Annotated in this window: 19 protein-coding genes; 9 read left to right on the plus strand and 10 right to left on the minus strand. The window is 60.1% G+C overall.

The features are described 5' to 3' along the window. The first annotated feature begins 109 nt into the window (after positions 1 to 109). Together AC3IUA_RS14300 and AC3IUA_RS14305 are read left to right on the plus strand one after the other, a co-directional pair. On the plus strand, positions 110 to 1,762 hold the full coding sequence (locus tag AC3IUA_RS14300) for a VRR-NUC domain-containing protein (protein ID WP_489361857.1): 1,653 nt from the start codon (positions 110 to 112) through the stop codon (positions 1,760 to 1,762). Beyond that, a complete protein-coding gene (locus AC3IUA_RS14305; RefSeq protein WP_489361859.1) occupies positions 1,759 to 4,020 on the plus strand; it encodes a helicase C-terminal domain-containing protein in 2,262 nt (753 codons plus the stop codon). The genes AC3IUA_RS14300 and AC3IUA_RS14305 overlap by 4 nt, the downstream gene beginning before the upstream one ends. Positions 4,021 to 4,076: 56 nt before the next feature. On the opposite strand, the gene AC3IUA_RS14310 is transcribed toward AC3IUA_RS14305, so the two are convergent. From AC3IUA_RS14310 to AC3IUA_RS14330, 5 genes are all read right to left on the minus strand, one after another. Next, complete coding sequence (locus AC3IUA_RS14310) at positions 4,077 to 5,285, minus strand: serine hydrolase domain-containing protein (protein ID WP_489361861.1); 1,209 nt, start codon at positions 5,283 to 5,285, stop codon at positions 4,077 to 4,079. Next, positions 5,282 to 6,019 (minus strand): type 1 glutamine amidotransferase domain-containing protein, encoded by a 738-nt coding sequence (locus tag AC3IUA_RS14315; protein WP_489361863.1) that lies wholly within the window; start codon positions 6,017 to 6,019, stop codon positions 5,282 to 5,284. The genes AC3IUA_RS14310 and AC3IUA_RS14315 overlap by 4 nt, the downstream gene beginning before the upstream one ends. A gap of 200 nt (positions 6,020 to 6,219) precedes the next feature. Further along, positions 6,220 to 6,432 (minus strand): hypothetical protein, encoded by a 213-nt coding sequence (locus AC3IUA_RS14320; RefSeq protein ID WP_489361865.1) that lies wholly within the window; start codon positions 6,430 to 6,432, stop codon positions 6,220 to 6,222. After that, positions 6,429 to 7,238 (minus strand): DUF2092 domain-containing protein, encoded by an 810-nt coding sequence (locus AC3IUA_RS14325; RefSeq protein WP_489361867.1) that lies wholly within the window; start codon positions 7,236 to 7,238, stop codon positions 6,429 to 6,431. The genes AC3IUA_RS14320 and AC3IUA_RS14325 overlap by 4 nt, the downstream gene beginning before the upstream one ends. A 151-nt stretch (positions 7,239 to 7,389) precedes the next feature. Beyond that, positions 7,390 to 7,983, minus strand: a complete 594-nt coding sequence (locus tag AC3IUA_RS14330; protein ID WP_489361869.1) for a DUF502 domain-containing protein — start codon at positions 7,981 to 7,983, stop codon at positions 7,390 to 7,392. Positions 7,984 to 8,426: 443 nt separating this feature from the next. Between AC3IUA_RS14330 and AC3IUA_RS14335 the strand changes: the two genes are divergently transcribed. From AC3IUA_RS14335 to AC3IUA_RS14350, 4 genes are read left to right on the plus strand one after another with little or no spacing between them, the layout of a single operon-like run. After that, positions 8,427 to 9,038 carry a paraquat-inducible protein A gene (locus tag AC3IUA_RS14335; RefSeq protein WP_489361871.1) on the plus strand — a complete coding sequence of 204 codons (612 nt, stop codon included), beginning with the start codon at positions 8,427 to 8,429 and terminating at the stop codon, positions 9,036 to 9,038. After that, positions 9,035 to 9,649: a paraquat-inducible protein A gene (locus AC3IUA_RS14340; RefSeq protein ID WP_489361873.1), complete on the plus strand. Its 615-nt coding sequence runs from the start codon at positions 9,035 to 9,037 to the stop codon at positions 9,647 to 9,649. Before AC3IUA_RS14335 ends, AC3IUA_RS14340 begins: the two co-directional genes overlap by 4 nt. Then, positions 9,642 to 11,315 (plus strand): PqiB family protein, encoded by a 1,674-nt coding sequence (locus AC3IUA_RS14345; RefSeq protein ID WP_489361875.1) that lies wholly within the window; start codon positions 9,642 to 9,644, stop codon positions 11,313 to 11,315. Before AC3IUA_RS14340 ends, AC3IUA_RS14345 begins: the two co-directional genes overlap by 8 nt. Before the next feature lie 5 nt (positions 11,316 to 11,320). Beyond that, positions 11,321 to 11,929 carry a PqiC family protein gene (locus tag AC3IUA_RS14350; RefSeq protein ID WP_489361877.1) on the plus strand — a complete coding sequence of 203 codons (609 nt, stop codon included), beginning with the start codon at positions 11,321 to 11,323 and terminating at the stop codon, positions 11,927 to 11,929. A gap of 228 nt (positions 11,930 to 12,157) precedes the next feature. On the opposite strand, the gene AC3IUA_RS14355 is transcribed toward AC3IUA_RS14350, so the two are convergent. From AC3IUA_RS14355 to AC3IUA_RS14365, 3 genes are all read right to left on the minus strand, one after another. Beyond that, positions 12,158 to 15,697 carry a hypothetical protein gene (locus tag AC3IUA_RS14355; protein WP_489361879.1) on the minus strand — a complete coding sequence of 1,180 codons (3,540 nt, stop codon included), beginning with the start codon at positions 15,695 to 15,697 and terminating at the stop codon, positions 12,158 to 12,160. Positions 15,698 to 15,969: 272 nt separating this feature from the next. Beyond that, on the minus strand, positions 15,970 to 17,322 hold the full coding sequence (gene gudD, locus AC3IUA_RS14360; protein WP_489361880.1) for a glucarate dehydratase: 1,353 nt from the start codon (positions 17,320 to 17,322) through the stop codon (positions 15,970 to 15,972). A gap of 80 nt (positions 17,323 to 17,402) precedes the next feature. Further along, positions 17,403 to 18,746: an MFS transporter gene (locus AC3IUA_RS14365; RefSeq protein ID WP_489361882.1), complete on the minus strand. Its 1,344-nt coding sequence runs from the start codon at positions 18,744 to 18,746 to the stop codon at positions 17,403 to 17,405. 535 nt (positions 18,747 to 19,281) lie between these two features. Here AC3IUA_RS14365 and AC3IUA_RS14370 point away from each other — a divergent pair. Continuing rightward, the gene (locus AC3IUA_RS14370; protein ID WP_489362352.1) at positions 19,282 to 19,992 is read left to right on the plus strand and encodes a FadR/GntR family transcriptional regulator; all 711 of its coding nucleotides are present in this window, start codon (positions 19,282 to 19,284) and stop codon (positions 19,990 to 19,992) included. Between the two features lie 32 nt (positions 19,993 to 20,024). On the opposite strand, the gene AC3IUA_RS14375 is transcribed toward AC3IUA_RS14370, so the two are convergent. Together AC3IUA_RS14375 and AC3IUA_RS14380 are read right to left on the minus strand one after the other, a co-directional pair. Then, entirely contained in the window at positions 20,025 to 20,525 is a 501-nt protein-coding gene (locus tag AC3IUA_RS14375) for a GNAT family N-acetyltransferase (protein WP_489361884.1), read from the minus strand. A 511-nt stretch (positions 20,526 to 21,036) separates the two neighbouring features. Next, positions 21,037 to 22,221 (minus strand): OprD family porin, encoded by a 1,185-nt coding sequence (locus AC3IUA_RS14380; protein WP_489362354.1) that lies wholly within the window; start codon positions 22,219 to 22,221, stop codon positions 21,037 to 21,039. Positions 22,222 to 22,642: 421 nt separating this feature from the next. Here AC3IUA_RS14380 and AC3IUA_RS14385 point away from each other — a divergent pair, with 421 nt between their 5' ends. Then, positions 22,643 to 23,590: a LysR family transcriptional regulator gene (locus AC3IUA_RS14385; RefSeq protein WP_489361886.1), complete on the plus strand. Its 948-nt coding sequence runs from the start codon at positions 22,643 to 22,645 to the stop codon at positions 23,588 to 23,590. Between the two features lie 91 nt (positions 23,591 to 23,681). After that, positions 23,682 to 24,485, plus strand: a complete 804-nt coding sequence (locus AC3IUA_RS14390) for a putative hydro-lyase (RefSeq protein WP_489361888.1) — start codon at positions 23,682 to 23,684, stop codon at positions 24,483 to 24,485. Positions 24,486 to 24,492 lie beyond the last annotated feature (7 nt).

Consider the following 24,492-nt stretch of genomic DNA (forward strand, 5'->3'; position numbering starts at 1 on the left):
GAAAAAATCCGCTGATCCAGCCGCTTATCCAATAGCGTTTGCAAGCGCGGGGGTTGAGCTGCTATCTGTACGCATAACCAGTATCCAGCTACCGTGGCGCGCTAGATCCGTGACTTCCAACCCGCTCGACAATCCGCTCTATTACCTCAACAACTTCGTGCAAGTGCTTGATTGGCTTGAGCAACGCTGTGCCGATATGCTGAGCGCACAAGAGCAGCAGTTCATGCTCGACTTCAGGCATCTACCCCAAGCCTCCCAGGCATTGCTGGTCCGAATGGTGATGCGCAAGGGGCTGCGGTTTCGTGCCGGCAAACTGCGCTACCAGGAGATCGGCGAGGTTGGGCCTGCGGTCGAACCCTTGCTGCAGCTGGGTTGGGTGGATGAGCAGGCGTTACTGAGCGTCGAAGAGCTGTGCGATGTGCTGCGCAAGCCGGAAATACTCCAGCGGTTTACCACCGCCATTGATTCGCCCAAGGCAAAAAAAACCGAATGGCTTGCTTGCCTGATCGGGCAGTTCAGCGAAACGCAAACCTTCAAGCAATGGTGTCCGACGCTGGACGACCGGCTGTTTACCCTGACCATCATGGACCTGTGTGACCGGCTGCGGCTGATGTTCTTTGGCAATCTCTACCAGGACTGGTCGGAATTCGTGCTGGCGGACCTGGGTGTCTTTACCTACGAAAAAGTCGGGTTTTGCGCCGAGTCCCGGGGTTTGCGCAGCCGGGAAGACGTGGATGGTTTTCTGTACCTGCAGCACTCTCAGGAACGCTTCGAGGCCGGCGAGCCATTGAACGAGGTGCTATTGCAGATCAATGCCCTGCAGACCGACAACCCCTGGCTTGAACGACGTCGCGCCAGGCTGTTGTTTCAGATCGGTCAGCACTGTGAGCGAGTCGACGACTTGCCGTCTGCCCTGGCCATCTACCGCACCTGCGCTTATCCCGGCGCCAGGCTGCGGCTGATCCGTGTGCTTGAGCGCGGCGGCGAGTATCCGCTGGCAATGGAACTGGCCAGCCATGCCGAACAGTTTCCGCAAAGCGCCGCCGAGCAACAGCAACTACTGCGCGTTCTGCCAAGGCTGCGGCGCAAGCTCGGTGGCCCGGCCATGCCTCGAACGGTAGTGCGGGATAGGGTGCGCCTGGATCTCAACCTGCCAAGAACCGATCCAGCGTTATCGGTCGAGCTGCATGTCCAGGCCCATCTGGATGACGCCCAGGCCCCAGTGCACTATGTCGAGAACAGCCTGATCAACTCGCTGTTCGGGCTGCTCTGCTGGCCGGCGATCTTTGCACCGTTGCCCGGGGCGTTTTTTCACCCGTTTCAGCGAGGACCGGCCGACCTGTTCAACGAAGACTTCCATTCGCGGCGCGCCGAGCTGTTCCAGGCCTGCCTGGCAGAACTGGACGACGGGCGCTACATCGAGACCATCCGCCAGCGTTACGTGGCCAAGTGGGGCGTGCAGTCGCCTTTCGTGTTCTGGGGCGCCTTGACCGATGATTTGCTCGAACAGGCCCTCCACTGCCTGCCGGCCGATCACCTCAAGCACTGGTTCAATCGCTTGCTGCTGGATATCAGGGCCAACCGCTCCGGCATGCCGGATCTGATCCAGTTCTGGCCGCAGCAGAAAACCTACCGCATGATCGAAGTCAAAGGCCCGGGGGACCGCCTGCAGGACAACCAGCAGCGCTGGCTGGAGTTTTGTCAGGAGCATCAGATGCCGATTGCCGTCTGTTATGTGCAATGGGTGGAGCAGGGCGCGTGAGCTACAGCATCGCGGTACGTGCCTTGTGCGAGTTCACCGCCAAGGTCGGCGATCTTGACCTGCGCTTCACCCCGTCGCCCACGGCGCTGGAAGGTATCGTCGGCCACCGCACCGTTGCCTCGCGGCGCAACCAGGGTTATCAAACCGAATTTCCGCTCGAGGGCCAGTACCGGCAATTGCGGGTCAGGGGCAGGGCGGACGGCTATGACCCCGGCCAGAACCAGCTTGAAGAGGTGAAAACCCATCGCGGCGACCTGAACGCCATGCCGGCCAATCATCGTCAGCTGCACTGGGCCCAGGCGAAAATCTATGGCTGGTTGATGTGCCAGCAATTGCAGCTGCCCGGGATCAGCCTGGCACTGGTGTACTTCGATATCGTCAGCGAAAGGGAAACCCGGCTGGTGGAAGCCTGGAGCGCCGCTGATCTGGAGCTGTTCTTCAATCGCCACTGCAGCTTGTTTTTACAGTGGGCCGAGCAGGAAATGGCCCATCGCGAGGCGCGTAATGAGGCGGCGCAGCTGTTGCGTTTTCCCCACGCCGACTTTCGACCGGGCCAGCGTCACCTGGCGGAATCGGTGTTCAAGGCGGTGAGTACCGGCCGCTGCCTGGTGGCCCAGGCGCCGACCGGCATTGGCAAGACCGTGGGTACGCTGTTTCCGATGCTCAAGGCGCTGGCACCGCAGCAACTGGACAAGGTGTTTTTCCTCACTGCCAAGACCCCGGGCCGGCAACTCGCGCTCGATGCCGCCCGGGTGATCCACGACAGCGCGCCGCAGCTGCCGTTGCGGGTGCTCGAACTGGTGGCGCGGGACAAGGCCTGCGAACACATGGACAAAGCTTGTCACGGAGAATCCTGTCCCTTGGCCAAGGGTTTTTACGATCGTCTGCCGGCAGCCCGGCAGGAGGCCACGCAGGTAAAGGTCTGGGATCAAGGCAGTCTGCGAGAGATCGCGCTCAGGCATGAAGTCTGTCCCTATTACCTGAGCCAGGAAATGGCCCGCTGGGCCGATGTGGTGGTTGCCGACTACAACTACTATTTCGACTTCAGCGCCTTGCTGTTCGGGCTTGCGCAACTCAACCAGTGGCGGGTCGCGGTGCTGGTCGACGAGGCTCACAACCTGGTCGAACGCGGTCGGCAGATGTACAGCGCAAGCCTTGATCAATCAACCTTGAACGGTGTGCGTCACACTGCGCCGGATCCGTTGAAGAAGTCCTTGCAGCGTTTGAACCGTGAATGGAATGCCCTGCACAAAGAGCAGATCCATCCGTACCAGGCCTACGCCCGCGCTCCGGAAAAACTGCTGCAGGCGCTGTCGATGTGCATCGCCGCCTTCGGTGACTACCTCAACGACCATCCCCAGGGGCTGGACAGTGCGTTGCAGGGTTTCTATTTCGAGGCGCTGCAGTTTTCCCGGGTCGCCGAGCTGTTCGATGAGCAGTTCCTGTTCGATGTCAGCAAGCGAGAGCTCTGCACCAGGCGCAGTGTGTCGCAGCTGTGCCTGCGCAACGTGGTGCCTGCCGGTTTCATCCGCCCCAGGCTGGCGGCGGCTCGCAGTAGCGTGCTGTTTTCCGCGACCCTGAGCCCCCGGCACTACTACGGGGACTTACTGGGGTTGCCGACTGACACCGTCTGGGTGGATGTCGAATCACCGTTCACCGCTGACCAGCTGGATGTGCATATCGTCAGCCGGATCTCCACCCGTTTTGTGCATAGACAGGCATCGCTGGCGCCCATCGTCGAATTGATCGCCTCGCAGTTTGAACAGCGTCCGGGCAACTACCTGGCGTTCTTCAGCAGCTTCGATTATTTGCAGCAGGTGGCGCAGTTGCTGGCCGAGAAATACCCGCATATCAAGCTCTGGTCACAGTCGCGCGGCATGGACGAAGGGCAGCGTCAGGCCTTTCTCGAGCAATTTACCAGCAGCAGCCAGGGGGTCGGCTTTGCGGTGCTTGGCGGAGCCTTTGGTGAAGGCATCGACTTGCCGGGCGCACGCTTGATCGGCGCCTTTATCGCCACCCTGGGGCTGGCCCAGTTGAACCCGGTCAACGAGCAGTTGAAACAGCGCATGGCTGCGATCTTCGGTGCCGGTTACGACTACACCTATCTGTTTCCCGGCGTGCAGAAGGTGGTGCAGGCCGCTGGCAGGGTGATCCGCACCCAGCAAGACCGTGGTGTGGTGATGTTGATCGATGATCGTTTTGCCGAAGCCAGGGTTCAGCAACTACTGCCGCGCTGGTGGTCAGTCAGTAAACAGTAGCTACGCCGAACACATAACCCTGTGGGTGCGATGCTCGTCTTGAAATCGCCCAGCCCTCATTGCGCCGGATAAACCGCATCTCGAATGTCCCGCGTAAACGCCCCGGACATGCCTTCGAAGGCGGTATTGGTCAGGGCCACCACGGTCAGCTTCGCCTGCGGATCGACAAACCAGCTGTGACCATAGGCGCCGCCCCACTGAATCGTGCCTTTGGTCTGTGGGGTTTTTGTCAGCGCCGGATCGTCCAGCACCGCCCAGCCGTAACCGAAGCCCCAACCCGGACCTTGGGTCTGCGCCTGGGGTCCGACCTGATCGGTCATCATCGCCTGTACGCTGCGGGTCGAAAGGATAGACCCGCCGCCCTGGCGCAGGATTTCCAGAAAACGGCTGAAATCGCCGGCGGTCCCTGCCATGCCGGCACCGCCTGACGGGTAGGCCTGAGGGTCGAGAATCCGTTTCAAGGAAAAAAGCGTGCTGCTTTCGCCGGATTTGATCACGCCCTCATCGGCCATTCGCAGCGGCACTGGGTTGCCGTCGCTGTACACCGCCGACAGGCGATTGACGTCGCGCACCGAGAACGCTGTATCGCTCATGCCGGCCGGTCCGGTGACCAACTCTTCGACCAACACCGGCAAGCTTTGCCCTGTGACTTTCTGCAGCACTGCGCCCAGCACATCGGTGGCCATGGAGTAACGCCACCGGGTGCCCGGCGGATAACTCAGTGGCACGCTGGCAATGCGCTTGAGATTTTCCTCAAGGCTGAGGCCCGGTTCCGCCAGCCCATCCGAGACGCCCGCGCTGCGATAAGGCCCGTGCTCGGGTTCCAGCAAACCATAACTCAGGCCCGCGGTATGGTTGAGCAGCTGGCGGATGCTGATGTGCGGTTCGCTGCCGTCGGCCAGCCTGGGTCGAAACTCCGGCAGCCAGCGGCTGACTCGATCATCCAGAGACAACCGCCCTTGCTCGGCCAGGCGCATGGTTGCAGCCGAGATTACCGGCTTGGTCACGGACGCGAGGCGGAAAATCGTGTCCTGGGTCATCGGCCTGGCCGCCTCGCGATCGGCGAAACCGGCGGCCCGATGGTAAACCAGCTGACCATCGCGAACGACGATCACCACCGTGCCGACAATTCGCTGTTCGGCGACGGCGCGCTCGATTACCCCGTCGAGACGCCCCGTCAGATCGGGCTGACGGGCTTCGCCACTGGCCAGCGAAGCGCAGAGGGAGGTTGCCAGGATGGCAAGGCATCGGGTTGGAAGATTCATATCATCGCCACCCATTCAGCGGCAAAGCGGTGACAGTCACCCGGCCAGCGCGCGGTCAAAAGATTGCCATCGCGGACCACGAAACCGCGTTGCGGGTTGGCAGCCGAGTCGCGTAAAGGCAGGAGCGGCCCCGACAAAAAGTCGCCCGGACTGGCCAGGGCGGCTCGAACTTCCTCCTCGACCGTTCGCGGGTAGGTGCGGTAGTAGCGACCGAGCAAGGGCGCGGTCAGCGCCCAGGCCAGCAACTCCATACTTTCCAGCAGCGCCGTGACCTTGCGCCCGTGCACTACCGAGCGGCCGGTATCAGGCTCCAGGGTGCGGGCAAGCAGTAGCACCCCGTGACAGACCGCGGCGACCGGTTTCTGCGTCTGGAAGAAGTGCAGGGCGATCCGCTGCGCCTGCTCGGACTCCAGCAAGCTGCGCATGCCAACGGCATGGCCGCCGGGAATCAGCAGTCCTTCGAATTGAACGGGGTCGACATCGGAGTAGGCCATGGGCTTACGGAATGCCTGGTCGTCGATCATGTCCTGGTAGTGTTCCAGATCGGTGCCACGGGTCATCAGCAACGGGTTCAAAGGTCCAAAGCCAATGGATACCAGACGCGAATCCGCATACGCGGGCAGGCCGTGGGGAGTGGCGAAGCGCACTTCGATGCCAGCCTGGCGCAATGCCTGCCAGGGTACGCTGCTTTCGGTGGGGTCGTAGTCGGACTGGGGCAACAGCATGAGGATCATTCAAGACTGCCTGCGCTGATGCCGTGCAGGTATTTGCAATCGATCAAATTGGAGTTCCTTTGAGGCGTATTTCCACGCCAGCGACAAAAAGTCGAGTACAGCCGCAGGCCGAAGCGCTGTCGGACTAATCTGAGTCAAATCCTCGAATAAAGACAGCATTGCGGCAGGCGTGTCATGCCAACCGCAATGCCGACAGACTGCTAGCAGTTGTAAACCCCCACCGCGCAACGGCGCACGGTGCGTCTTGCGACTCCGGCGACACTCACCGGGGTGAGCGGTCGGCCGACACGGGCCTCGGCATCAGGAACAAAGCTGTGAATGCCTGGTATCGACAAAGTTTCTCCGACTTCCAGAGCACACAGCAGGACGAACCCGGCCAGCAGGAAACCGGCAGATTTCATCAGCAGGTTCATTGGGTGTCTCCTCTGACAAAAATTTCCGGCAAGTCATCGGTATTGGGCAGGTCTTTCACATCGATTTTCTTGGCGCTCGTCGAGTTGTTGAAAACGAAATCGTTGGGCGCGACTTCAGCGCCGCTTTTCCAATCCCTTATCTGGATGCTGTATTGCGGCCCACCGGAGACTTGTTTGGAGGTAATCACATATCGGCAAGGGTAGGGGCGGCTGCCCTGGGCGATCCATATCTGCCAATCGACTTCCTTGGTCCGAAACGCCAGGTGGTCGCATTCGACCCCGCCGATGACCCCGCTGCCCAAATCCTTGATGTCGATCACACCGTCCATCAATTCATCCTGAACGTTCGACACCAGCAGGTCGGCAGCAGGCAGGGGCCGGTTGTATTTGTCCCTGATCTCATTGACCAGATGGTCGATGGTCCCGGGCACCGCAATCTGCGTATAGAGGTTGGCGTTTTTGCCGAGCAGGGTCAGGTTTTTTCCATCGAACAGCATTTCGACATCGGCGAATCCGCCGGAGTGAGTGGTGCGGATTTTGTCCGGCCGGTTGAGGATGACCGTGCCGGAGCTTGCCAGCGCCAGTTTCTGCTGATCCTGGGTGATCACTTCAAGGTTGGTGTCGTAGGTGAACGATAGGTTTTTTTGCGCTGACAAATAGTCGGACATGTTCTTGAGCAGGCTCTTGGCATTGGCCTCATCTGCGTGTGCTACCAAGGGTGTGTTCAATCCGGCGAGCAATGCCAGGCTTGCGACGGTCATGCAGGTTGCAGGAAAACCCAGCAATTTTCGGGTTGTCTTTTCCATCTGAGTCCACCCACTGAAAAGAGCGCGGACTTACAACGATAGACGCATAACCGCCGGTTCAACCGACCATTCGGCGGACTCATATTCCCGGATGGTCCGCATCGAAGAGGCCTTCGAGCGTCTGTTTACGCAGACCACCCGGTTTGCCTGTTCAAGGCTTCCGCAACCATGGGCTGGCGAGTTCCAGTGCCCCGCGTCCGTCACGGCGCAGGCAGGCCAGCACCGGCAGCCAGGCCAGCCCGATCAGGCGAATCTGCGACGCCGGCACCACCCGTACTTCACCCGACGAGCCGCCCGCCGGACCGCCACCCGGGATGTAGATCGACAGCCAGGCGTCCCTGGTTTCCAGCACCAGGCAAAACAGCCAGGCGTCATCTTCGTTGATCAAGCCGACCTGCGTCCCCTCGGCGTGCTCCAGGCCAGTGAAACGCTGCGCCGCATCTTTGAGCAGTTCATAGCCCGGAACCTTGCCAAGCACGTTCTCTTCCAGTGAATGCGCCAGCCTGGCCGCGGGCGCGGTTTTCGCCAGCAGACCGGCGAAAAAGCAGATGAGCACCACCGCAATCAAGGCCACCAGCGTAAACCGGGTAATGCCGGCAAAGCTGTGGTTAGTCAACATCGGCAACAGCTTGCGGATCGGCTCGCGCAACAAGTGAACGGCTTTCTCCATCAGGATGACAATCAGCATCAGTGGCAGGATGAACAGCAGGCCTTGCGCCACCGTGGTTCTGATAAAACTCAACATGACGATCTCCCTGTTGTCCGGTTACGGCCAGTTGCGCCGTTGGAGGCTATTGCGCGGCCTTCGCCCAAGAGCAACGCGCTGTTGACTTAACGACGGCGACCTCCGCCACCGCCAAAGGATCGGTTCATTGTCTGCGAGGAGCGTTGGTAGTTGTTCAGGCGTTGATAACCCTGGGAGCGCGCCGCCGAATCGCGGCCGAGGTTTGGCGTCTGATTGAGCCTGTTCGCCGGCTTTGACTCATTATCGGCTCCATGAGAGGGCGTCTGCCTGGGACGATAAGTGTGGTTCAAGAATTTAGCTCTTGCCGGGTGGATGATCCTGTTCCCGGACTGACTGGCGTTAAGGCTGACCCGCACTAGACTCCAAAGAGTAAATCGCCCCTGGAATCAGACAATAGTCTCCAGTCCCGAGAAACGGATCTTCCTTATGACTCAATCGAGCCTATGACCTCTTCTCCAGCCTGGATCATCTGCGAGCACTGCGACTCGGTGTACCAGGCAGTCCCTCTGGCCAAGGGCCAGACGGCTCGTTGCATTCGTTGCGCGGCCATTCTGGACCGCGCGGAGTCGTTCAGCGTTCAACAATTGCTGGCACTGTCCATCAGCGCCGCGCTGTTGTTTGTGTTCGCCAACGCGTTCCCGATCATGACCATCAGCCTGCAAGGCCTGAGTAATCAGGCGACACTGTGGCAGTCGGTGCAAGCCCTGGCGCAAGGAGAGATCAGCGTGATAGCGGCGGTGACGGGATTGGCGATCATCCTCGCGCCATTCCTGCAAATCTGCCTGTCGTGCTGGGTGCTCGGCTTTGCCCTGGCCAAGCGCGCGGCTCCCGGCTTCAAGAACTGCATGCGGACCCTGGAGCACTTGCGACCCTGGAGCATGCTCGAAGTGTGTTTGCTGGGCATTCTGGTGGCCATCATCAAGCTGGCGGGCATGCTCGATGTGCATCCGGGAACGGGATTGTGGGCGCTGGCCATGCTCACCGTGCTGATCATCCTGATTTCCGGTAAAGGCATCCGCAGGCTGTGGAAGGACCTGGAGGACGTCATTCGATGAACATGCCGCCCTATGCCAGCCAGTTGAATCTGACCTTGTGCCATACCTGCGGCCAGGCCTGCCCGGCGGCGGACCCGAGTTGTTCCCGTTGCGAATCACCCCTGCATCGACGCAAACCCAATAGCATTTCGCGTACCTGGGCATTTTTGCTGGCCAGCCTGGTCTTCTACATCCCGGCCAACGTACTGCCGGTGATGTATACCGACATCTTTGGCAGCGGCAGCGAAAACACCATCTTCAGCGGGATCGTCGAGTTCTGGAACGCAGGGGAGTGGGACCTGGCGCTGGTGATTTTCATTGCCAGCGTGGCAGTGCCCTGCATGAAATTCCTGGTGCTCGGCACGCTGCTGATCAGCTGCCAGCGTCGCAGTCTGTGGGCGATGCGCGAGCGGGCCAAACTCTATCGCCTGATCGAAGTGATCGGTTACTGGTCGATGCTCGACGTGCTGGTGGTGGCCGTGATCGCCGCCCTGGTGCAATTCAAATCCCTCAGTACCATCGATCCGCGGATCGGTATCCTGTTTTTCGGTTTGGTGGTGGTTATGACGATGTTCGCCGCCATGAGTTTTGATCCCCGGCTAATCTGGGACGCAGAGGTTGAAAATGCCTGATCATCCAAGTTCCACCGCCGCGCCGGCTCCAGGTACTCCCGAGGTCAAGCGTCGACGTTTCAATGTGTCCCTGGTGTGGCTGGTGCCGATTGTCGCGGCCCTGGTCGGGTTGTCCATGGTGATCCATAACGCCAGAACGGCCGGACCACAGATTACCGTGAGTTTCCTGACGGCCGAAGGGCTGGTGGCAAACAAGACCCAGGTCAAATACAAGAACGTGGTCATCGGCAAGGTGACCACGATTACCTTGCGCGAGGACCAGAGCCAGGTCGACGTGACCATCGACCTCGAGGGTTTTGCCAAATCCTTTGCCACTGAAGATACGCGATTCTGGGTCGTGCGGCCGCGTATCGGTGCCCAGGGCATCTCGGGGATTGATACGCTATTGTCCGGGTCCTTTATCGGTGCCGATGCCAGCGAGTCGAAAAAAATCCAGAAAAAGTTTGTCGGACTCGAAACTCCGCCTTCGATTATCTACGGTGAGCAAGGCACTCGATACACCTTGAAAACCGACGATCTTGGCTCGCTGGATATCGGCTCGAGCGTCTACTATCGGCGTATTCCGGTCGGTGAAGTGGTGTCCTATCAGCTCGCGGATGACGGCAAAAGCGTCGAAGTGCAGATCTTCATCCATGCCCCGAACGACCGGTTCGTGACCCGCGATAGCCGATTCTGGAACGCCAGCGGGGTGGATGTCAGCCTGGCCGCCGACGGCCTGAAAGTGAACACCGAGTCGCTGGCATCGATTCTGGCCGGCGGGATCGCTTTCGTGGAACCCAAGTACAGCCCCAATCCGGTGATCGCAGAAGAAAACACCCGGTTCAACCTGTTCAACGACCAGCAAACCGCCATGGCTCCGGCCGATGGCGAGCCACGCTACATCCGCATGCGCTTCGATCAGCCCTTGCGGGGTCTGGTGATCAACGCGCCAGTGGAATTTCACGGAGTGAACCTGGGGCGGGTGGTATCGGTTGACCTGGACTATGACGAGGTCAAGAAGAGTTTCCCCACCATCGTTGGCGCCGTGATTTATCCCAGCAGGCTGGGTAAGGCCCATGAAAAAATGGTGAAGAACCGGGACGTCAACGACGAAGCCCTGGCTGTCCAGGTAATGGGTCAGTTCGTCGCGCGGGGGCTCAGAGCCCAGGCCAGGACCGGCAACCTGATCACCGGCCAACTCTACATCGCCCTGGATTTTGTCCCGGATGCCACACCGGTGAACTTCGACGTGGCGGCGCGACCCGTGGAAATTCCGACGATACCGGGCAGCCTGGATAAACTGCAGGAGCAACTGCAAACCGTCGTCGACAAGATCAGCAAGCTGCCGATCGACCAGATTGCCGCCAACCTCAATGGCACCCTCGGCGACCTGCAGAAGACTTTCAAGCAGGTCAATGGCGAAGTGCTGCCGCAAATGCGCGATACCCTGGTGCAAGCCAAGAAAACCGTGGCCTCGGCCAATGACAGCTTTTCCGAGGAGTCACCGCAACGCCAGCAATTTAGTCAGGCGATGGATGAGGTCCAGCGTACCGCGCGTTCGGTGCGGGTGCTGACCGATTTCCTTAGCCGGCATCCCGAGGCGCTGATTCGCGGACGGATCAAAGACAACAAGCCCGATGGATATAAATCATCGTCTTCATCCTCTCGAGACATTGACCAGGAATGAACCCCATGACTATTCGCTCCCTGGCCATTTTCGCCACCCTGGGCCTGAGCGCCTGCACCTCTGCGCCGACCCATTACTACACCCTGGTGCCGACCGCGACGGACACCGCTGCGCGCCCCCATGTGGCCGTGCCTGCCTTCCAGTTCGAGATGTTGCCGGTGCGCATCCCGGTCCAGGTCGACCAGCCGCAGGTGGTGATCCGCCAGGGCAGCGGCGCCTTGGCGATCCTCGAAACCGAACGCTGGAGCGCCCCGCTGGCCGACGAATTTCATGACGCCCTGGCCAGCCAGATGGAGCTCAAGCTGGGTATCCGCGATCTGGCGGGCTTACCCAGGATTCCCGGCCGCGAAGTGCTTTCGCTGCAAACCGACGTCCGGCGTTTCGACTCGTTGCCGGGCCAGTACGCCTTGATCGATACGGTCTGGAGCATCAGCCTGCGCGGCGCTGGCGAAAAATCCCGGAGCCTGACGTGCAGTAGCATCATCCGCCAACCCGCCGGCCCCGGAGTGCAGGATGTGGTGCTGGCCCATCAGCAGGCCATCGGACAACTGGCGGGCATCATTGCCGGTACCGCACGCAACTGGTCAACGCAACGGGGGACCGGCTGCCCTTAGCCCAACACATTTTTTGATGCTTGGCAGGGCGTAGCAGCTGTCGAGTAGAACGAGGCAGCGTCCGGCGGCGAAGCAGCCGTAAGACCCTGCACTTCGGTGTTTCAGATAAACCGCGAGCACAGCTTTTACGAGGACTCCGTCCTCGGACGCTGCCTCGTTCTACTCGACTGCTGCTACGGGATAGAGATGTGCAGATACCCATGCCCTTGATGCCCTGTCCGTCGAAACCTAAAACTTCGCAAAACTCAACGCATCGACGATGGCCGACCCGCCGATGCCGGTCAGCGCCAGCAGCAGCGCGCGCACCAGCGGCTCTTCCGAGTAGCGCGAGAAGGCGCCGGTATTGAGCGCCGCGATGCGCTCGCGAATCATCCGGAACTTGTCATAACCCGGCATGCCGGCGGGTGTTTCCAACAGATAGCTATCAACCCGCTGCAGCGCCGCGGCTCGGGCCTTTTCCGCGGCACGGCGCAGCGACAGCGCGCTGATCAGCAGCACCAGTGCGGTCAGCACGAATGAAATGACCACGCTGGGCGGTGTCGGCCAGTTGTCGAACACACTGCTGCGAGACGCCATCAGGATCAACAGGACTACCGTCGGTGCATAGATCAGACGGTTGACCGCCGCGGTGCGCTTGGCGATCAACATCATGTCCACCCAATCATCGATACAGGCATGGTCCCGGATACCAAAGATCTTCTCGTGCTGATCCTGCAACTTTTTTGGCCAGATTGCGTGATAGCTGCTCAGTTGCCGGATGAATCGCGTCAGCAGGCGATTGGCATCCACCACCCAGAACACCAGCAGTTGGAAAACCAGGGTTGGAACCAGCCAGCTCAACCGCCAGACCGGCGACTCTCCGCGCACCGGAACCCCTTCCATTGGCCACAGCACAAAGAGCACGCTGGTGATCACCACAAAAATCCAGGTGGCGAGGACGGCGCGCAGCATCCGCGCACCGAAGGTACCGCTCACGCAGTGCTCCCTCCAGAAGCGCAGAAAGGAAATGATCGTGCGCTGATCTGCGTCATCCGAGCGGGGAAGAGCAGCCCATGCCTTGGGTTGTGTTCTGGCAATGCTGGTGGACGAGAGCGGGAACAGCACCAGAAACAGGCAATGCCCCAGTGCTTCGAACCATTGATGCCATGTGCGCCTTTTTCCGCCTTGAGCGAAGCGCGGAAACTGCCGCCACAGACTCGCTCGATGGCTGCGCAGGTAGGGGCTCAAATGATAGGAAGTCTCGATTTCGATCCGGCTGACGCGCAGGCTGCGCCAGCCCCAGGCCAGCGCCGAGATCGAAATCAGCACTGCAAGCAGGCGCAGCGCCACCGTTGGCCAGGCGCTGATGCCCTCGAACAGGAACATCGGCTCGCCCAGTCCGCCGCCCGTCAAGGTGTGGCGGATCTGGAATGCCCACAGCAGCGCGAGGATGAAGGCGACGACAGGCACCGCGATGTACCACGCCGACGAGTCGAACAACCCTCTGGCCACGGCGGGGGCGGGCGGGCCTTCGCAAGGCGCCGGCTGGCGCCGGGAGCGGCGGATAAGCCCCGAGCAAATGATCCCCAGCAGGATCAACACGAAGGTGATCCACATGAACTCCACGCGCCAGTACTGGGTGGCGACCCAGGCGGACAGCCCGGCCCCCACATACAGTGCCAGCGGCACCCCCCGCACCCAGGGTGGCAGGCTGTTGTTGGGGGATTGCTCATTGGTCCACCACCAGCCCAGGAAGATCGCCAGGACCAGCAGGATCAGCGACAGCGGCCCGGCCCAAAAGTACGACTGTCGTTCTTCGAACTTGTTGCGCACCGATTGGGACAGTTCGGGATACGCCGGTGGCGACGGATCCTGCAGGCAGCGCAGGGCCATGATGTCCTGCGGACGTATAGTGCTGCCCCGGCCTGGCCGCGCACTGATCGGTGCTGCGCAATCCTCGGTGCGCGATGCAGTCAACCGGCTCGCCAAGGGGATGAAGCCACTGATGCCCACTTCATAAATGCCGGGCGAGAGCAGCCCCGATTTCGAATAATCGAATTTCGCCCGCTTGGCGTCGAAGCTCTGTGGCGCCTGCGCGGCCAGCACCGAGATGAACACCGCGCTCTGCAAACTGTCGCGAAACGGCGGCACGTCCTGTTGCAGGGCGCGCGTCAGCGTCAGGCCATAGGGAGCGGCCAGCACCAGATTGCGGGTGGTCTGCGCCTGCCCGCGTTGCAACATGCGCGCGTCAAGATCGGTGGAGAAAAACACCTTGTTCGGCATCCGGCTCTTGACGGCCTGCAAGACCAGCAACTTGTCGTAGGTGTCGACGCCCAGCACGCCAATGGCGCCGATACCACTTTCACCATTTCGGCGATAAGCCTCGTCCTCGAGCACAATGTGGTCGGCGAGGCGGCGCAGGTAATCGAGCTGGGAATTGCCATCGGACTTCTCGAGCGGGCTCAGATCCAGTTGGTTGCTGTCCTTGCCGGCGTCCTTGGCGGCGGCCTTGTCGCCGCTCGGGGCTTCCTCCGGAAGGCGTCCGTCGAGGCCGCGCAGATAGCTGAAGCGCAGCACCCACTCATCGACCATTGCCTTGTCGCCCTGGCTGATGCGGGCGCTCTCGGCAACCTGCGACTTGAAGCTCTCGATCAGTGCGCGGCTGTAGAAACTGTCCCACTCGGAGATCAGCGCAATGCGATTGGCGCGCATCCTGCCCGCGGGAGCGCAAGGCATTCCGACCCGCAGGGTCACACCCTTGGCGCATTGCACGCCGGCAGCCGGATCTACTCGACGCAGCTTCAGTTCCTCCAATAGCAAGCGCGTCATGGTGCCGTCGTCGCTGACCGTGCGCAGCAGGTTCAATGACTCCTTGTGCCGGGTTGGCTCCGCTGGTATTTGCTCGGGGGAACCGGCCTTGGTGAAGCCGCGCATCAACATCTTTTTGTCGGCTGTGGCCAGTGGCGAGTAAATCTCGATATGGGGCACAAGCGTGCCTTGGGCCTCCTGCCAGTACATATCCCGGAGCATGGTCGAGTTGGAGGGGCCGATCACCTTGAGTAGCGTACTGTCGGGCTGCGCGTCGCACGCTTGCGCAGCGCCGTACGCCTGGCGGACTTTACAGGCCAGGGTGTGGCGCAATGTGTCGAGCTTGTGCAACGGGTCCGAACCGAGATATTCCTGCTTCACCCAGAACAGCATGGTCCGGTCAGCCGGATGCTTTATGTCGTCAGCGTCCGTCGGGGGATCGAACGGGTCGGCGACGAAGGTTTCATAGGGGAGTTCAGCGCGTTGCGGATCGGTTTCGGTGCCTTGCGGATCACCCGCCAGATCGTTTGCAAGGGCCAGGCAACGGATGTGCTGCTCGTCCTCCGGGACCATTCGGGAATTCTTGAAGCCGGCCAGGGTTGCGTAGCGAATGCGCCGGCGCAGTTCGACCTCATCGGCGTACGGACCACCCTCGACCAGCGCCACCATGATGTCCGGAAGCGCTCCCTGCTCGGGCGAGGTGCCAGGTACCGCGGACTTGCCGGAAAGCGTGCTACTGCACTCAGAACCTGCGTCTTTGCCGCCCTTGAGCTTTTTACGATAGCGCTCGAGTGCATCGAAGGGGTCCTGCCACAGGCGAGCTTCTATGGGCAGTTGCGCCTGGAATTGCCCGCCGATGGGGCGCGACTCGAGGAAAGGCTCACGGTACAGAGCAAAGGTCGATACCACCAGGCTGAGGATGACTGCGCTGCCTGGCAGCCAGAAGCCCAGGTTGCTTCCTGAATCCTTGTTGTTGTCCATGGCCTTTCCCTCAGGTGTCGGGGCGACCGCTACTCCTAAGGTATAGACCCAACCAGGGCGCCCGCCCAATTCGCGGGCTGCGCCAAGGGGGCTGGTAGCAGCTGCCGAGCCCGCGAGGCTGCGTCCGAGGACGAAGTCCTCGCTAAGCCTGCGTACACGTTTTGCCTGAAGGAACCCGTTGCCTGGTTTAACGACCGCTTCGCGGCCGAACGCAGCCTCGCAGGCTCGGCAGCTGCTACGGCCCTATGACCAAACACAGGATTGGCACGTGTTCAGCGCACCAGGCACGGTTGTTTGTTGTTGAATTTCCAGCCGGGGATCAGGAACTGCATGGCCACGCTGTCGTCACGCGCGCCGAGGCCCATGCCTTTGTACAGTTCGTGGGCCTTGGCCACCTGGTCCATATCCAGCTCGACACCCAGGCCGGGTTTTTCTGGAACCTGTACGCAGCCATCGACTATTTGCAGCGGCGCCTTGGTCAGGCGCTGGCCGTCCTGCCAGATCCAGTGAGTGTCGATGGCGGTGATTTCACCCGGGGCCGCAGCGGCCACGTGGGTGAACATTGCCAGTGAGATGTCGAAATGATTGTTGGAATGCGAACCCCAGGTCAGACCCCATTCGTTACACATCTGCGCCACCCGAACCGAACCCTGCATGGTCCAGAAGTGCGGGTCGGCCAAGGGGATGTCTACCGATTGCAACTGGATCGCATGGCCCATTTCGCGCCAGTCGGTGGCGATCATGTTGGTCGCGGTTTTCAGGCCGGTCGCACGGCGAAACTCAGCCATGACTTCGCGACCGGAGAAACCATTCTCGGCGCCACAGGGGTCTTCCGCGTACGCCAGGACATGATGCTGATCGCGGCAGAGGCGAATGGCTTCCTTGAGCGACCATGCACCATTGGGGTCCAGGGTGATACGCGCGTCGGGGAAGCGCTCGGCCAGGGCGGTGACCGCCTGGATTTCTTCGTCGCCGCTTAACACGCCGCCCTTGAGCTTGAAGTCCTGGAAGCCATAGCGGGCGTGGGCCGCTTCGGCCAGACGGACGACGGCTTCGGCGGTCATGGCAGGTTCATGGCGCAGGCGGAACCAGTCGTTGTCCGCCTCCGGCTCGCTGCGGTAGGCCAGGTCGGTCTTGTGGCGATCACCGACGTAGAACAGATAACCGAGCATTTTCACTTCATCGCGCTGCTGGCCTTCACCGAGCAGGGCCGCGACCGGTACCTCCAGGTGCTGACCCAGCAGGTCAAGCAGGGCGGCTTCCAGACCGGTAACTGCATGGATGGTGATGCGCAGATCGAAGGTCTGCAAGCCGCGACCTCCAGAGTCTCGCTCGGCAAAGGTCTGGCGCACCGTATTGAGGATTTTCTGGTAAGTGCCAATGCCGTTGCCGACCACCAGCGAGCGGGCGTCTTCGAGGGTCTGGCGGATTCGTTCGCCGCCCGGCACTTCACCCACGCCGGTATGGCCGGCATTGTCCTTGAGGATCACGATATTGCGGGTGAAGTACGGACCATGGGCGCCGCTGAGGTTGAGCAGCATGCCATCGTGGCCGGCCACCGGGACGATCTGCATGCTGGTAATGACCGGGGCTTTGCTGGCGTCTTGGGGGTTCGAGGTGTGCATTGGGTTGTCCTGTAAATTCGTATTGGTTTGATCCGGGGCAGTGGCCTGGCGTTTCCCGGCGCAGGCCTGCCCCGTCCTGGTCAGGAGTGGCCTGGGGCCGGTTTCAGTGCGACGGCGGGTGCACCCTTGGGCTTGTTGCGAGCGGCGAAGACAATGATCGCGGCGATGATCGAAGTCGCGGCCAGGCCGTACAAACCGCCCTGGATCGAGCCGGTGCGTTCTTCCAGCAGGCCAAAGGTGGTCGGTGCCACGAAGCCGCCGAGGTTGCCGACCGAGTTGATCAGTGCGATCACACCGGCGGCGATTCGTGCGTCCAGATAGGCCTGTGGAATTGGCCAGAACAGCGATGATGCGGACTTGAAGCCCAGCGCCGCGAAACAGATGGCGACGAAGGCAAAGACCGGTCCACCGGTGGTCGACATGAACATCCCGGCGGCGGCGATCAGCAACGCGGTTGCGACCCATGCTTGCTGGTTTTTCCATCTGGCCGAGAAAGATGCGAAGGCATACATGCCGACGATCGACAGCAACCACGGAATCGAGTTGAACAGCCCGACCTGGAGATCGCTGAGCTCGCCCATCTTCTTGATGATGCTCGGCAGCCAGAAGGTCGCGGCATAGATGGTCAGCTGGATAAAGAAGTAGATCAGGCAGAACAGAATGATCTGGCGGTCCTTGAGCAGTTTGCCCAGCGTCGGCTTGATCGGCGTTGCCGCTTCACGGGCCAGTTGCTCGGCATCAATGGCCTTGACCAGGGCATCCTGCTCGGCACGGGTCAGCCATTTGGCATCGTGAGGTCTGGAGTCGAGCCAGAACCAGACGAAGACGCACAGCACCACCGAAAACATCCCTTCGATGAAATACATCCACTGCCAGCCATGCATGCCCAAACCGGTTATTTGCAGGAGCAACCCCGACAACGGACCGGAGATCAGCGATGCGATCGCCGAGCCACTGAGAAAGATTGCAATCGCTTTACCGCGCTCCACCCCGGGCAACCAGCGAGTGAAGTAATAGATCACCCCCGGGAAGAATCCTGCTTCGGCCACACCCAGCAGGAAACGCAGGATGTAGAAGTGGGTTTCGTTCTGGATGAACGCCATGCAGGTAGCGACAATTCCCCAGGTCAGCATGATGCGGGTCAGCCAGATACGCGCGCCGACTTTCTGCAAGAGGATATTGGAAGGGACTTCGAACAGCGCGTAACCGATGAAAAACAAGCCGGCACCAAAGCCATAGGCTGCGGCACCGATGCCCAGATCGTGCTCCATGTAAGAGCGCACGAAGCCGATATTCACCCGGTCGATGTAGTTGACGATAAACATGATGACAAACAGCGGCAGGACATGACGCTTTACTTTCGATACGGCCGAAAGCAAAGCCGGATCCGCGCCGTCGCTCACCCTGGAATTGGATGTGTTCACAGTATTTTCTCCCACTCGTTATTTTTATGCGGGGTATGGCGTGATCAAGTGTCAGGCGGGCGTATCGAAATCGCTGACGGGGAGGGCGAGGAGTGCGGCAAAAGGGAGGGCGTTGATTGCGTGTGGCTTCATGGTGGGTCCGCCTGCTGAATAGTTCTTGTTAGGGGTGTGGCTCTAGTTGATAGACATCATACAACTGCGATTTTTGTCCTACAAGGCGGGCTGCTCGATTTTATCGTTCTAGGTTTTTTGTTTTTTATGCATTTTTACTCGTGTTTGTCGCGTTATATCTATTGTTTATAGAGCGTTGTCGAGGGTTCTTAAGGTTTTTTTGGAGTAATGAGTGGAGTGGGTTTTGGTTGGCTGTATCTCGAAGGGTGACGTCAAACTCCTGAGTCACTGATCTTTTGTTGAGTGTTGTCATACAAGTTGAAAGTGGAAATTGCGATACTTTGCACGGCGCACAGGGAACTGAGCGCAACACGAAATAGCCAGGATGTTACGATTCGATAGCACGGATTAGTGGATGACCATGATGCAAAACGATACTGATGCACCTGCCCGCAAACGCTCCCACAACCTTGCCTATGAGCTGGTGGCAGAGCTGACCCAAAGGATTTTGCTGGGCAGCCTCAAGCCTGGCGAAAAGCTTCCGGCAGAAAACACCATTGTTCGCGAGCACGGGGTCAGTCGCACGGTAGTGCGTGAGGCCATCTCGAAGTTGCAGGCATCAGGGTTGGTGGAAACCCGCCACGGCATCGGCACTTTTGTCCTTGAGCGCTTGCCCGAACAGGGCTTGCGCCTGAATGTCGATACAGCCATGAGCGTGCGCAGCATTCTCGAGTTGCGCATGGGCCTCGAAACCCAGGCCGCAGCCCTGGCCGCCAAGCGTCGCAGCCCGAAGCAGTTGGTGCAGATGCGCAAGGCACTGGATGACTACCAGCGTTTATTGGCCAATAACGACAGTTGTGTCGAAGAGGACAAACGCTTTCATTTGCTGATTGCCGAGGCCACCGGCAATACCTGCTTTACCGAAATCATGCAGCATCTGGGGAACTCGATGATTCCCAGGACCCGGGTGACCGCTACTGAACGTGGCGGAGTCGACTTGGCGAAGCTTGGGCAGCTTGCCAATCTGGAGCACGAGGCCATTCTCAATGCCATCAAAAAACAGGACCCGGACGCTGCTCGAGCGGCGATGTGGCTACATCTGACAAACAGTCGTGACCGGTTTTGTGCAGATTGAGCAGGTCACACAGGCCATAGCACCACGACATTTTACGCTTCAGCACTGGACTCAAACCTGAAGAGCGTGCAGGCATATCCATCGACTGACAGCTGATGACGAGTGAATTCACCCTTGGTGAGGTCGGGGATAACCCTGGCCCAGAATGCGCGAGCAGGCTGATTGGCGTCGATGTGGAAAATCTGCCACTGGCCAGGAAATTTTTTCAGTAATGCCGACACCACAAACCTGCCGATGCCTCGACCGCGATAGCGGCGGCCGACGAAAAGGTGGCCGAGATTGTACTGGGCGCCTTGCGAGCGAACCTCGTCGTCAATTGTCACGAAGCCAACCAATTCACCGTCAGCCTTGATCAGGAAGGGCCGGGTCGCCGGTTTTCGCCAGTAGTCGAGTTTAGGCTGGATACTGAAAAAACCATGCTCGCCGAACTCCAGCGCCAGCCACTCGCTGAAGTCGTACATATAGAACTGCATCAGGTTTTCGATGCATTCGAGTTCATCGCGCTGGGCGTTGTGCAGTTCTATCGAGAGCATGCGGGGCGCTCCTTCTTGCAGCCTGTGGCGTCATGCAGACTCTCGCTGACCAGGCGCTGAATGTCCACGATCGGCGTAGGAGCTGGCGCAGCCTGCGATCTTTTGGCGGCTCTGGAGAATGCCCGAAGCAAGATCAACAGATCGCAGCCTGCGGCAGCTCCTACCGGGGGATTGGGTGAATCCGTGAAATTCGGGCTGTCGAGGAATGGCGTTAACCGGACATAGCAGGTGTACCCGGTCGGCGTAGGAGCTGGCGCAGCCTGCGATCTTTTGGCGGTTCTGGAGAATGCCCGAAGCAAGATCAACAGATCGCAGCCTGCGGCAGCTCCTACCGGGGGATTAGGTGAATCCGTGAAATCCGGGGTGCGCGCAGTCGAGGAATGGCGTTAACCGGAGAGTGCGGGTCTACCCGGTCGGCGTAGGAGCTGGCGCAGCCTGCGATCTTTTGGCGGTTCTGGAGAATGCCCGAAGCAAGATCAACAGATCGCAGCCTGCGGCAGCTCCTGCGCGCTTACCAAAGCGCCAGGGTGTAGCTGAGGATCAGGCGATTCTCATCCAGATCGTTGCCGAAATTCGAACGCACCGACGCGTTGCGCCATTTCAAGCCCAAGCCTTTCAACGTACCGTCTTGCACCACATAAGCGATGTCGGTGTTGCGCTCCCATTCCTTGCCTTCGCCCGGAGCATTGCGTTGCACGTTGTCACCCGAGATGTAGCGGGTCATGAAACTCAATCCCGGCAAACCCAGCGAGGCAAAGTTGTAGTCGTAGCGCGTTTGCCAGGAGTGCTCGTCGACGTTGGCGAAATCGCCGATCTGCACGAAGTTGACCAGGTAGGGATCGCTGCGGCCGATATAGGGAAACGGATCGTCGCCGCTCATGCGCTGGTAGCCGAAGCCCAGGGCATGGCCGCCCAGGCTGTAGGTGAACAATGCACCGAAGGCCTGGTTGTCGAGGGCGCGGAAGTTGCCGTCTTCGGTGCTGCGCGCATAGCGCAGATCGCTCTTGAGCGACTGGCCCGAGCCCAGGTCCAGCAGGTGCACGAGCCCGAGGTAGTTCTGCTGGTAGATATCTTCCAGCTTGCCGTAGCGGTACTGCGCCGTGAGGTTCGGCAGGAACTGATAGTCACCTCCAGCGAACTGGAACTTGTCGCTGCGCCCGCCGATGCGGTTGGCGGTCATGTCCTGATAATCGGTGGAGTCGACGAAATTGATCTGCGTGAGTTGCCCGGCCGTCAGTTTCAAACGGTCGATTTCCTGCACATTCGCCAGGCCGCCCTTGAACGTTCCCGGCAACAGGCGAGTGTCGTTGGAGCTCACCACCGGATCCTTGATCTGCAAAGTCCCAAGCTTCAAGGTGCTGTTGGACAAGCGCATTTTTGCGGTCAGGCCCAGTTCGCTGTAGTTGTCCTGGGAACCGCCGGACGAATCTGGCGGCAACAGATTGGTGCCCGCTGTACCGCCGCCGGAGTCCAGCTTGAACCCGGCCATGGCCAAGGCATCCAGGCCAAAACCGAGAGCGCCGGCGGTGTAACCGGACTCCATGCGCAACAGAAAACCTTGCGCCCATTCCTCAGCCTTGTCTCGCGAGCCGTCCTGGCGAAAATCGCGGTTGAAGTAGAAGTTGCGCGCTTCCAGGCTGCCTTTACTGTCCGCAATAAAGTCCGCCTGGACGGCCGGTGCGCAGAGCAGGCTCATGCCAAACAAGGTGCCGACAGGGCTGTAGCCGCTCCAGAAGGTGTGTTTTTCGTTTTTTGACAGGGAGATGTACCCAGCGAACGGCCCGGGGCGGCCCGTACCTGAAAGCACATGATCAGTCATGGTTTTTTCCATTGGAGTTCCTGCTACAGCAAGTGATGATGACGGACACGCCTGTTTATTTTTTTGTGAAGGCGTTGTCGTGGGGGAGCGGACGCAGTGACCTGTGTCGTGGAGCGGATTCTTCGCGCCGGGGCCAAGCAGCGTCAAACGGGAAAAAAGCGAGTCTATGCATAAATAAATTTGATACCCCGGCAGCCGACTCTGGAGTAACAATTGCAACGCGCCGAACATGTTCTCTGTGGGGGACAGTGAATTCCCCGTCAATATCACCAAAGCAACAAGAGCCGCGAGAGCCGCCATGAACCTCAAATTCCTCGAAACCTTCGTCTGGGTGGCCCGCCTGCAAAGCTTCAGCCTGACCGCGGAGAAAATGTTCAGTACCCAGGCCGCGATCTCCAGCCGGATCGCCTCCCTGGAAGACGAGCTGGGCCTGCGCCTGTTCGTGCGTGATTCACGCGGAGTCTCGCTGACGCCCGAAGGTCTCAAGGTGCTCGACTATGCCGAGCAGATGCTGGAGGTGCAGCGAGCGTTGAAACACTCCCTGGACAACACCAGCCCACAGCAGGGGCTGGTGCGCATCGGCGTGATGGATACGGTGATCCACACCTGGCTCAGCCCGTTGATGTCGACCCTGATGCAGACCTTTCCCGCCGTGGAAATCGAGATCACCGCCGATGCCGCGCGCAATCTCTGCGAGCAGTTGCAGAAGGGCTACCTGGACATCGTGTTCCAGACCGACCTGATCCGCCACGAAAGCGTGCGCAACCTTGAGCTGGCGCATTACCCCATGCACTGGATCGCCGCCAGCAACTCGATCTACGCCCGGCCCTATGCCTCGCTGGTGGAGATGGCCGGTGAACGCATCATCACCTTCGTCAAACACTCACGCCCGCATCAGGATGTACTCAACCTGCTGCATGCCCATGGCATCAATACGCCGCGGGTCAGTTGCGTCAATTCGGTGTCGGCCATGACCCGGCTGATTCGCGACGGCTTCGGTATCGGCGCCTTGCCGGCCGCACTGGTGGCCAAGCCCCTGGCCAGCGGCGAGCTGATTCAGCTGGAGCCGGGCAGCCGTTTGCCGCAACTGGATGTCGTCGCCTCGTGGCGCGCCGGGGTCGGCCTGGAACTGGTGGAAAGCATTGTCAGAATGAGCCGCCAGGTGGTCAATCAATACGCCTCGGATGTCGGCCCGCAACGAATGGTTTCGGTAGCGGATCTCAACAGCCGGCTGCCCCTCGAATAACTTTTAGTTATCCGGGGGTAACAACATTCCTTGTTGGACGGCGTCGCCATGGTTTTCTACAAAGAGTCACCGAATCCATGGAAAAGTCGTGATGAACCAGCCCGTCCTGTCCTTCGAGCAATTGCAGCACACCGCCCCGTTGGCCTTGCGCCAAAGCATCGCCGCCGGGCAGTATCAGGGCCACACCAGCGGCCTGGGCCAGGGCCGGGTGCAAGCCAATATCGTGATTCTGCCCCGTGACTGGGCCGACGAGTTTCTCAGGTACTGCGCCCTCAATCGCCAGGCCTGCCCGTTGCTCGACGTCACCGAGCCGGGTGATCCGTATTTTCGCAATCTTGGGGTAGCCATCGATATCCGCCATGATGTGCCCCGATACCGGGTCTATCGCCATGGCGAACTGAGTGAAGAACCGCTGGATATCGAACACCTGTGGCAGGGCGACCTGGTGGCCTTCGCCATCGGTTGCTCGTTCTCCTTCGAACAACCCTTGCTGGATGCCGGCATCACGCTCAGGCACATCGATCTGGGGCGCAATGTCGCCATGTACCAGACCAATATCGACACCCGGCCCACCGCGCGCCTGGGCGGCAAGCTGGTGGTGAGCATGCGGCCGATGAAAGCCGCGGCGGCGATCCAGGCGATACAGATCACCGCCCGCATGCCCAACGTCCACGGCGCGCCGGTACACATCGGTGATCCGTCACTGATCGGCATCCATTCGCTAAGCACCCCGGACTATGGCGATGCGGTACCGATCGAAGCCGACGAAATCCCGGTGTTCTGGGCCTGTGGCGTGACTCCGCAGTCGGTGGTGCAGGCTTCACGTCCACCGCTGTGCATCACCCATGCCCCGGGTTGCATGCTGGTGACGGATCTGTGGAACAATGCTTTGTAAACCCATT

It is taken from the genome of Pseudomonas sp. KH_050 (assembly GCF_057838875.1).